Annotated in this window: 14 protein-coding genes; 8 read left to right on the top strand and 6 right to left on the bottom strand. The window is 59.9% G+C overall.

What is annotated here, in order from left to right:
• From F6X37_RS34885 to F6X37_RS34875, 3 genes are all read right to left on the bottom strand, one after another.
• On the bottom strand, window positions 1-995 hold a 995-nt coding region (locus F6X37_RS34885), incomplete at its 3' end, for a hypothetical protein (RefSeq protein ID WP_187614555.1).
• 210 nt (window positions 996-1,205) lie between these two features.
• On the bottom strand, window positions 1,206-1,538 hold the full coding sequence (locus tag F6X37_RS34880; RefSeq protein WP_187614554.1) for a type II toxin-antitoxin system RelE/ParE family toxin: 333 nt from the start codon (window positions 1,536-1,538) through the stop codon (window positions 1,206-1,208).
• The gene (locus F6X37_RS34875; protein WP_187614553.1) at window positions 1,538-1,825 is read right to left on the bottom strand and encodes a type II toxin-antitoxin system ParD family antitoxin; all 288 of its coding nucleotides are present in this window, start codon (window positions 1,823-1,825) and stop codon (window positions 1,538-1,540) included. The genes F6X37_RS34880 and F6X37_RS34875 overlap by 1 nt, the downstream gene beginning before the upstream one ends.
• 177 nt (window positions 1,826-2,002) lie before the next feature.
• On the opposite strand from F6X37_RS34875, the gene F6X37_RS34870 reads away from it, so the two are divergent.
• From F6X37_RS34870 to F6X37_RS34850, 5 genes are all read left to right on the top strand, one after another.
• On the top strand, window positions 2,003-2,293 hold the full coding sequence (locus tag F6X37_RS34870; RefSeq protein WP_187614552.1) for a hypothetical protein: 291 nt from the start codon (window positions 2,003-2,005) through the stop codon (window positions 2,291-2,293).
• Between the two features lie 93 nt (window positions 2,294-2,386).
• Window positions 2,387-3,199, top strand: coding sequence for a DUF2971 domain-containing protein (locus F6X37_RS34865; protein ID WP_187614551.1), 813 nt, complete (start codon window positions 2,387-2,389; stop codon window positions 3,197-3,199).
• 79 nt (window positions 3,200-3,278) lie between these two features.
• A complete protein-coding gene (locus F6X37_RS34860) occupies window positions 3,279-3,830 on the top strand; it encodes an ATP-binding protein (RefSeq protein WP_316252033.1) in 552 nt (183 codons plus the stop codon).
• On the top strand, window positions 3,827-4,552 hold the full coding sequence (locus F6X37_RS34855; RefSeq protein WP_187614550.1) for an IS6 family transposase: 726 nt from the start codon (window positions 3,827-3,829) through the stop codon (window positions 4,550-4,552). The genes F6X37_RS34860 and F6X37_RS34855 overlap by 4 nt, the downstream gene beginning before the upstream one ends.
• A gap of 83 nt (window positions 4,553-4,635) precedes the next feature.
• Window positions 4,636-5,304 (top strand): S8 family serine peptidase, encoded by a 669-nt coding sequence (locus F6X37_RS34850; RefSeq protein ID WP_187614549.1) that lies wholly within the window; start codon window positions 4,636-4,638, stop codon window positions 5,302-5,304.
• A 36-nt stretch (window positions 5,305-5,340) separates the two neighbouring features.
• On the opposite strand, the gene F6X37_RS34845 is transcribed toward F6X37_RS34850, so the two are convergent.
• Complete coding sequence (locus tag F6X37_RS34845; protein WP_187614548.1) at window positions 5,341-5,529, bottom strand: hypothetical protein; 189 nt, start codon at window positions 5,527-5,529, stop codon at window positions 5,341-5,343.
• Between the two features lie 493 nt (window positions 5,530-6,022).
• Here F6X37_RS34845 and F6X37_RS34840 point away from each other — a divergent pair, with 493 nt between their 5' ends.
• The 3 genes from F6X37_RS34840 (at window position 6,023) to F6X37_RS34830 (ending at window position 8,355) form a co-directional block, all read left to right on the top strand.
• On the top strand, window positions 6,023-7,489 hold the full coding sequence (locus F6X37_RS34840) for a 3'-5' exonuclease (RefSeq protein WP_187614547.1): 1,467 nt from the start codon (window positions 6,023-6,025) through the stop codon (window positions 7,487-7,489).
• Between the two features lie 195 nt (window positions 7,490-7,684).
• Complete coding sequence (locus F6X37_RS34835; RefSeq protein WP_187614546.1) at window positions 7,685-7,927, top strand: AbrB/MazE/SpoVT family DNA-binding domain-containing protein; 243 nt, start codon at window positions 7,685-7,687, stop codon at window positions 7,925-7,927.
• The gene (locus F6X37_RS34830; protein ID WP_187614545.1) at window positions 7,924-8,355 is read left to right on the top strand and encodes a PIN domain-containing protein; all 432 of its coding nucleotides are present in this window, start codon (window positions 7,924-7,926) and stop codon (window positions 8,353-8,355) included. Before F6X37_RS34835 ends, F6X37_RS34830 begins: the two co-directional genes overlap by 4 nt.
• On the opposite strand, the gene F6X37_RS34825 is transcribed toward F6X37_RS34830, so the two are convergent.
• Together F6X37_RS34825 and F6X37_RS36500 are read right to left on the bottom strand one after the other, a co-directional pair.
• A complete protein-coding gene (locus F6X37_RS34825) occupies window positions 8,344-8,535 on the bottom strand; it encodes a hypothetical protein (RefSeq protein ID WP_187614544.1) in 192 nt (63 codons plus the stop codon). The two genes, F6X37_RS34830 and F6X37_RS34825, sit on opposite strands and share 12 nt — an antisense overlap.
• A partial coding sequence (locus tag F6X37_RS36500; RefSeq protein WP_222945031.1) for a hypothetical protein occupies window positions 8,532-8,759 on the bottom strand: 228 nt, incomplete at its 5' end. The genes F6X37_RS36500 and F6X37_RS34825, both read right to left, overlap by 4 nt.

Below are 8,759 nucleotides of genomic sequence, written 5' to 3'. Positions count from 1 at the left end.
GCCAGAGGCCAAAGGCTGTTCCTCCCAAGCCGCCGAGGCAACGCGGACATCCGCCCAGCCTGGAGCGACCTTCGCCGAGCCGCCCGTGGAGGCAAAACGCTAACTCCGGTTAAATGGACATCCCATACACGCTTAATGAAGCGACGAATCGCGACTTCGAAGCGCTGCAATGTGTCGAATGCCTCTTTGGCGCGCGCGAAGCTGTCCTGTTGGTCATCGTCATTTTCTGCTGACTCGGATTCGCGTAGCCCGGCGATCTCCAGGCCTTCTTCAAAAGCCTGCGGCGTAAAATCGGTGAGTTGCGGATCAAACCCCCGTTCTACGTAGAAACCTGAGCGCGAAAAAGAATCGATCAATGATTCAGTGGCTGGCGTCAACACATCGCGCCAGTCGCCCAGACTTGGCCGCAGTGCTTCCGCGAATTCACTATTGAAACCATGCAAGCTATTGAGCCCGCGACCCATGGCGATAATATTGGATAGTGCCGTTGCTGAACCGAAAATCTCCCCTTGTTGAAGCCACGGGGAACGCATCGCTGCCATAGCCGTCTTCAAATGACTTTCGGTTCCGAGCATCGCTCGTGCGAGATCAGTCCTTCCCATCGCCTCCCGGGCAATCTGGTCCAGCTCTGTGACGCGCGGAAGACGAAACAGATCCTTATGGGCCTGTTGTAACGCTGTCGCTGCATCGATCGATTTGCGGATATCCGAATAAGGATCAAGCAACCCCAGGCGTCTCGCCTGCTCGATAGGTCCTTCGAGCAAGGCGCGCTGACGTTCAAAATCGCGTGCGATATTTGTCAGGTCAGTCAGACCCAGTACCGTCTTGCGATTTGCTGCTTCCTGCCGAAGGAGCTCCATCATTTCCGATCCCATCCCAAGATGCCTACGAGCGTCTCCCAGCAGACGCAGGTGTTCCTGCATTTCTTTAAGGGGACTCGTTAGCTGCCGGAGCTCGTCATATTGTGGAAAAAGGCGACGGAAATCATCGGACATCGTGTGCTCGCGAAATTTTGGTCTGGTAAAGATGAGGCAATCCCACAAGCACTCCTCGTCCGTTATGAGCGGCTCGGAATGAACTTATGCCAATTCTACTGGTTGACGCATAGATGCTGTCTGCGTGCCCCGCGCTGCGCACGAGGATGCTCACCGAGACAGACTGAAGTCAGAATCGCTGGGCAGAAACCTGTCGGGACGACCTGCTGATCACTGCACTGGGCCCACAGGGCGCATGGAAAAGATTTCCATCCAGTTCTGCCCGCCGTACGTGATGCCCACGAACGTGACAGCCAAAGTCGGATCATCGACTACATAGGCGAGGATGGTTTCGCCCTCGATGTTCCAGGTTCGCAGCCCCGGCATGACGTCGTCGTGCCGTCCCCCTCGATTCGGAAACGTGGCGAATTTTTCGCACGTATCAAACACGGTGGACCGGTAGCGATCGATCGATGCATCGGAGCGATCGTGGTCCACCATGTATTCCTCGATCTGACGCAGCATGTCGTAGAACGACGGCAGGTATTGAACCTTGTACGGCATCAGCCCGCCGCTCCCTTTTTCGTTCGACGCTGGTGCCTGTCCCGATCAAGCTGTTCCTCGATCTGCTCCCGGGTCATCGCACTTCCCGGGTTGGCCTTGTACTGAAGATAGCTCGGGACCACTTTCTCGGTCAGCCACTGACGAACCGCGTTGTCGCGCTCCTTCAGCAGCCGAAGTCCATCCCGGATTACCTCGCTATCACTGTTGTAGTCGCCTTCTGCGGTTCGCTCGCGGACGAACTCGAGCAGCTCCGGCGTCAATGTGATTGTCAGGCGTTCGCTCGCCATGATGGCACCTCAATTCAATCGTGTATGACACTATCATACACTTAACGGGCAGATCCAGACGTATGTGGGGTACGCCACACGAATGGCAAAGAACTTCCCACGGGCCACGGTTTTCGCTTGCCGGCCGCGGTTTTTCCGGATACTGTATAAATATACAGTGTTTGCGGAGAATCCGCCATGGAGCATCTCGTCAGGATCTGTAGTGAAAAGGATCGCCGGGTACTGGGGTGGTTGCGCCAGCGCGTCGGCGATACAGCGCTCGCACGCGCGGCTGCGGAATGCGGTGGTGGCGCAAAGCCGTATCTGTCAGCGGTATGCCGGCGACTCGGCGTGCGGATCCCGATGCTGGCGACGCCCCGAACCATCGAACCCAGCGTGGTCGCGGAGCAGTCGCTCGCCACCATCCGCGGCATCCTTGCGTCCCGCTATCCGCCTGCCGTTTCACGATCTGCTGGGGCACGCCGATGAAGTTCGCGGCGAGACAGCCGCGTTTGTGTCGCTGTTCAGCGGGCGAAATTCCTGCTCTAGAATCAGGTTTTCTGCCCTGCTTCAACGCACCCCATGCCGACCACTGCTGCGCAATTGCGAATCCGGTATCTGTACCACTGTCAACGCTACGGCGCTGAGGCGGCCACGCGGCTCGAGGCAATGCTGCGAACAAGCAGGCTCTATATGTCGAGCCCGGCGCAGTTCAACGACCCCTGGGATTGCCGCCCGTGGTTTGACCTGGACGCACTCGATACGCAGGCGGGTCGCGAGGAGCACATCGCGTGGTTCATGCGCCTGCCTCAGGCTCGTGTCGCGGATGCGGAGGAACTTCGCAACATTCCGAGCCTGCTCCGGTTCATGGTGGACGATTGTTCCCGCTCGATGGGCCAGCGGATCAACGATGAATACCGTGTCTACTGCCTCACACCTTGTGACCAGAACATGCTGATGTGGTCGCACTACAGCGGCGATCATAAAGGCATCTGCCTGCAGTTCAATGTGCACAGCGAACCATTTGTCGGAGCTTGCCAGATTGCCTATCAGGAACGTCTTCCCCTGAGTACGTTGCCCGAGGAGCAGGATGACGCAATGACAAAAGCCCTGCTGACCAAATCGGACGTCTGGAGCTACGAACGCGAATTCCGCGTTGTTGCGAAGAACCCCCTCTTCGCGAGCCCCGGTGTGCCGACCGCGACCGATGGCTTTGTGACCATGAGCGAGAATGCGCTCGAGCGGATCATCATCGGCTGTGCATGTAGTGATGATGACGCCGAGGCGATCGTTGAAACCGTACGCCGGCATCGGCCACGAGTTTCCGTGAGGCGGGCGCGGCGTCGCACGGATGTCTACGGTCTGGCATTTACCGATCTCCATACGGGTCACTAGCGGTGGGCGGCTCTTTGATTCGCTACCGGAAAGTACGCAATAATTGTGTCCAGTCGAATTCGCCAGGCGAGGCCCACCAGTGTTCCCATCCATCGAAGAGACGCGGCATCTTCTGCAGAGCCTGTCCGAGAGTTACGCGGTCGAAGTCAAGCGCTGGTTTGATCCAACGCAGCCGGAGGGGCAGGCAAAACTCATCAAGACCTTGATCGCCTTGCGTAACAACGGCGGTGGAAGGTTCGTCATCGGCTTCGACGATGAGACGATGCGGCCTGTCCCGTTCGCCGGACAACAGCCTGTTCGTGCCGTTTTCGTGCAGGACGAGATACAGGCACTCGTGAGCCGTTTCGCTTCGGAGCCGTTTGAGATTACGGTTCAGTATGTCGACCACGAAGGCGAGGAATTTCCGGTCATCTGCGTGCCGGCAGGCGTTCGTACTCCCGTCGCGACGAAGTCTGAGCTCAAGGATGCGAACAACCAGAAAGCTCTTGTCCCGATTCATGCCGTCTTTGTGCGTACCCTTTCAAGCAACAATACGGTCAGTACCGCGCATGCGCAGTGGCGTGATTGGCCGAGGATTGCAGAAGTCGGTTCTGTCAACTTGCGGCCGTGGCCGGATAGAATCGCGGCATGAAAAAGAGTAAATCACCTTATCACGGCTTCCGCTTTCCGGCAGCGGTCATCAGCTGTGCGGTGCGCTGGTACCACCGTTTCAGTCTGAGCCTGCGCGACATCGAGGAGCTACTGCTCGAGCGTGGTGTCGCGGTGACCTACGAGACGATCCGCCAGTGGTGTGACCGGTTTGGCGCGCAGTTTGCCCGTCGTGCAAAGGCCGCACGTGGCAAACCGGGTTCGACGTGGCATCTCGACGAACTGTTCGTGAACCTGCGTGGCGAGCGCTACGTGCTTTGGCGCGCCGTGGACGAACACGGGAGCGAACTGGACGTGCTGCTGCAGAAGCGTCGTGACAAGGCGGCAGCAAAACGCTTCTTCAAACGGGTGCTGCGTTCGGCACCTGTGCCGCGCCGGATCGTGACTGACCAGTTGCGCAGTTATCCGGCGGCGAAGGCGGAAATTCCTGAACTGGCCGGCGTGAAGCACGTGTTTGTGAAAGCAGCTGCGCGGGTCAACAACCGGGCGGAGAATAGTCATCAACCTACGCGCGCACGTGAGCGCCAGATGCGTGGCTTTCGCGATCCGAAGCGCACGCAGGCATTCCTGTGCAGATTCGGTCCAATCCGGCAGCACTTTGCCTTGCCACGGCACCGGATGAATGCGGCCTGCCATCGCGCGGAGCTGACGGTGCGTTTGCTCGTCTGGCACGACTGGACAGGTTCAAAATCCAGAGGCATTTAATAAGGATCCCATAGTTTATCGAGCGATTAAGACCGGTACCGTCAAGTTGACAAAACCCCATCAAGGTCGGCGGTGGAACCGGTGTGGACGCCAGCAACACCACCGGGTGGCCAATCGATTCAATAGTCAACGCGCTGTGGTACGTGAACGGCGTCCTTCTTACAAGACCGGAAAGAGAAGTTGGGCGCATCGTTGCAGTTAATATTTCAGCCAACGGCCGCTCGGTCGCGGGTGATCTGCCGTGCGGGCCGAATTCGGAAGGTGCGCGGATTGACGCCGTTGCGGCCGTCCTCAGGTCGAAGGGTGTTGCGGTTGTTATGGCGGCAGGCAACGGGACTGACGACAAAACAGGAATCAACGGAACTGGAACGTGGACCTGCGGAAACAATGTCATTCCCGTGGGCGCAACGGGAATATTGCACCCGTCAGTCCCCACGGTTTATACAAACATTTCGCCACGCGTCGCTCTTTTTGCTCCGGTCGGTGTCGGTGACTTCAACACCCATGATTACGTGCTGGCTCCCTTTGCAGGTTCCGGGTCCATGTCTCTCTACGGCACATCATTCGCTGCGCCACAGGTGGCGGCAGCCTTTGCTGTCCTTCACCAGAAATTCGGTCCCAACGTAGGCGTTTCGTCACTGCTGGGTCTGATGCAGCGTACAGGCACGAAACTCACTGGAACAGGGGCCGCTTTGGCCAGCCCCGCCGCGTCGGTGCTGAACATCGGCGCAGCACTACGCGGGACACTGTAGTCCGGTTTCGGGACTGTTCACTGCACGTCGTCGGCATCATTGCGCGGTCGGCGGCTCGGCCACTCTGCCGACTTCCGCCGCGCCCACAGTTCCCGCCCAGTCGGGCAATTCCAGACCCAGTTCTTTCATCAGCCGGATTTCCATCGCGCGCTGGTGGAGTACTTCCTCGTAATCGAGTCCCTGTTCCGCGCATTCGCGCTTGAGTGTCGAGAGTGCGCCGTCCAACCCATTACCGCGCCGGCCTTTTCCTTGGTCGGATCGATCCAGCCACGCGCGACGCCCATCCATGAACAGCGCGCGTAAGCCGAGCGCGCTTCAACATAGGGCGCGCACCGGCCGGCAGTGGCAGTTCACCCCGGTCCATCGCTTCCCACAGCCAAGCGCCATAGAACGGCGACGCGAAGTTGATACAGAATTCATCGCGCCGCCGCGTGAGCGTTTTCTGGGGGTCCGCCAAGCTGTATATTCATACAGCATCCGCAAAACCGGTGCCGATCAAGTGATGAATTGATCTACGACGGCTTTTTTGCTGGACTTTCGGGGCCGTCGTTCGTTGTGTGGCGCGACGATATTGGCACGCCGTTACTTCCGGTGCCGCCAGGGAGGTCCTTACCGGCCTCACTCTTTCAGGTATCGCGGGCCGCGCAGCGACACGTTTCCGTACGGCGCGCATTTTCTGGCAAACTCCCAGGCGCTTTCCTTCCGTCATCCATTGCCCATGCCAGCCTCCATCAAACCCACGGAAGAACAGTGCGCGGTGCTCGATATGGCATTGCGTGGCGGGGACCTCAAGGTGAAGGCTTTTGCCGGCGCAGGCAAGACCTCGACGCTGCAGCTCGTGGCCGAGCAGTTCGCCTCGCGCCGCGGTGTCTACCTCGCCTTTAACCGCGACATCGCGGCAAGCGCGAGCCGGCGTTTCCCGCGCAGCGTCAACGCACGCACCGTGCACTCGCGCGCCTGGGGATCGGTCACGCCAGAACTGAAAAGCCGCATGAAGCTCGAGGCGGAACCACCCCATGCGCTCGCCGCGCGCTATGGACCGGGCCCGGTTGAGGTGCGCAGCGTGACCGGCAAGGCGCTGGAGATCGCACCGTTCGAGATCGGTCGGATGATCGCCGAGGGACTTGGACGCTTCTGCCGGTCGGCCGACCGGGTGCCCGCGGCGCATCACATCGTCGTTGACGAGAAGATCGACGAAGCGCTCGCAGCACAGTTGCGCGCGTGGCTGCTGCCTCATGTTCAGCGGCTATGGGAGGAGAGCGCGGCGCCGCGCTCACGCAGCGCCATCTCGCCCGACGTGCTGCTCAAGCTCTGGGCGTTTTCGGAGCCACACATCGAGGCGGATTACATCCTGTTTGACGAGGCGCAGGACAGCGACGGCGTGATGCTCGCCATCCTCGGCCAGCAGCGGCACGCCCAGATCATCTATGTGGGCGACCCGTACCAGCAGATCTATGAATGGCGGGGTGCGGTCAACGCCATGGCGCAGATCGACGCGCCGGAATGCGCGCTGACCGAATCCTTCCGCTTTGGTCCGAGGTTCGCGGCGCTCGCGAGCCGCCTGCTGCTCATGCTCGGCGAGCGCACGCCGATCCGCGGACAGGCCAGGATCGGCTCGATCATGGTGGCGGACCCGTCGATTGCGCCGCCGGTCGACGCCATCCTGTGCCGCAAGAACGTCACGGCGATCTGGCAGTTCGCCGCGGGCCTCGAGGCCGGGCACCGGCCGGCGATCCGCATGAGTCCAGCGGAAATTCTCGCGTATGCCGATGGTGCGGACCAGCTGATCGCTGGCCAGCGCACCTTCCGGCCGGCGGCGTTCTCGCTGTTCGAAACGTGGGCTGAAGCTCGGGCATTTTCCCGCACCCCCTTTGGTCAGGATCTCGAACCGGTGGTGCGGATCGTCGACGAGCTGGGCACGGACTATCTGCGTGCACTCGCGCAACGGAGCGCCCTGAAAGTGCAGGCCGACTACGTGATCTCGACCGTTCACCGGGCGAAAGGGCTGGAGTGGAAGCGGGTAAGGATAGCCAATGATTTTCGCATGCGAGGCCCCGACGGCAGTCCGATGCCTGAGGACGACGAGATTCGCCTGCTCTACGTGGCGATGACGCGCGCGCAGCACGTGCTGGACATCTCGGGGCTGCGCGATGAGCTGGTCAGAATCGTCACCTGCTCGCGATAACCGGGCGTCCGGGAAACAACGGACCTTGTTCTGCCCGCGCCAACCGATCGGACGAAGGAGTGGCAGGCTGCCCCCGCATCCGGTTGTCGATCCGAAAACACGACGGCCGTCATGTCCGGAAGCGCGATCGTCAGGACTTGAAAAGCAACGCGATAGATATACAATACGTATTATGTGTATCCACAGGAGGTCATCATGCAGGTCGCAAAATGGGGCAACAGCCTGGCCGTCCGGCTGCCCGCGAGCGTCGTCGAGGCGCTCGGCCTGAAGGAGGGTGACGACATCGAGATCTTTGCCGATCAGTCCGGCGCGTTCTCCATCAGCAAAAAGCCCACCTTCGATGAGCGGATCGAGCGTCTGCGCAGGTACCGCGGACGGCTTCCCGCCGACTTCAGGTTCGATCGTGAATCGCTCAGTGACAGGGGAACTGCGGAATGAGCGTCGAGACACCGACGCGATTCGCGGTGGACAGCAATGTCATCGCGTACCTGTTCTCCGGCGACACGGCGAAGGCGGACCGGGCCGAGGCGCTGGTCGTGCAGCGCGATCCGAAGCCCGTCATCAGCACGCAGGTCATGAACGAGGTCACGCTCGTCATGCGCCGGAAAATGGATCTGGCGTGGCCTGAGATCAACGCCCTGATGGGCGACGTGGAAGCGTTCTGCGAGATCGTGCCGCTCACGCTCGAGGTCCACAAGGAAGCGCGCCGGATTGCCGAACACTACGGCTTCCGGTTCTATGATTCCTGCATCCTTGCGTTCGCGTTGCTCGCAGACTGCGAAGTGCTCTACAGCGAAGACATGCAGCACGGACAGGTTATCTGCGAGCGGCTGACGGTAGTCAATCCGTTCCTGTCACCCAACTGAGCGCTGGTCGATTGCGCATCGGGCATCGCACGAATCACGCGCGGAAAGGCCGGGCGTTACCTTACCGCGGCCTGTCATGCGCCGCGCCCTGAAGCTGGCTTTCTGCGCCACCTTGCGGGCTTCCTTGAGTTCGTCGATTTTCCGGTCGGTCGCTTCGATGCGTTTCTTGAGGAGGGTCACGTGCGGGGCTCCAAGGTAGTCATCGGCAGTGATGATACGCCAGAAGATTGATTCGGATTCCTTAATTTGACATAACATAATTTATCAACATTTGTGATTGTAGCGGCTAGATGATAATGTCCGCTTTTAGCCGCATAGAAATGTCCGCTTTTGATGCCGTCGTATGCTAGCCAGCTGCCGTTTTTCCGGCGCTGGGGACCTCGATGGCTGTGACAGAACGGATA

Origin of the sequence: Paraburkholderia sp. 31.1 (genome assembly GCF_014397645.1) — a bacterium.
GTDB lineage: Bacteria > Pseudomonadota > Gammaproteobacteria > Burkholderiales > Burkholderiaceae > Paraburkholderia > Paraburkholderia tuberum.
Note: the sequence above shows the minus strand (reverse complement) of the source record. Positions and strands in the feature narration are given on the sequence as shown.

Coding starts and splice junctions, on each gene's coding strand:
- F6X37_RS34880 (WP_187614554.1), bottom strand. CDS start 1,538: ATGCCGTACAAGGTTCAATACCTGCCGTCGTTCTACGACATGCTGCGT.
- F6X37_RS34875 (WP_187614553.1), bottom strand. CDS start 1,825: ATGGCGAGCGAACGCCTGACAATCACATTGACGCCGGAGCTGCTCGAG.
- F6X37_RS34870 (WP_187614552.1), top strand. CDS start 2,003: ATGGAGCATCTCGTCAGGATCTGTAGTGAAAAGGATCGCCGGGTACTG.
- F6X37_RS34865 (WP_187614551.1), top strand. CDS start 2,387: ATGCCGACCACTGCTGCGCAATTGCGAATCCGGTATCTGTACCACTGT.
- F6X37_RS34855 (WP_187614550.1), top strand. CDS start 3,827: ATGAAAAAGAGTAAATCACCTTATCACGGCTTCCGCTTTCCGGCAGCG.
- F6X37_RS34840 (WP_187614547.1), top strand. CDS start 6,023: ATGCCAGCCTCCATCAAACCCACGGAAGAACAGTGCGCGGTGCTCGAT.
- F6X37_RS34835 (WP_187614546.1), top strand. CDS start 7,685: ATGCAGGTCGCAAAATGGGGCAACAGCCTGGCCGTCCGGCTGCCCGCG.
- F6X37_RS34830 (WP_187614545.1), top strand. CDS start 7,924: ATGAGCGTCGAGACACCGACGCGATTCGCGGTGGACAGCAATGTCATC.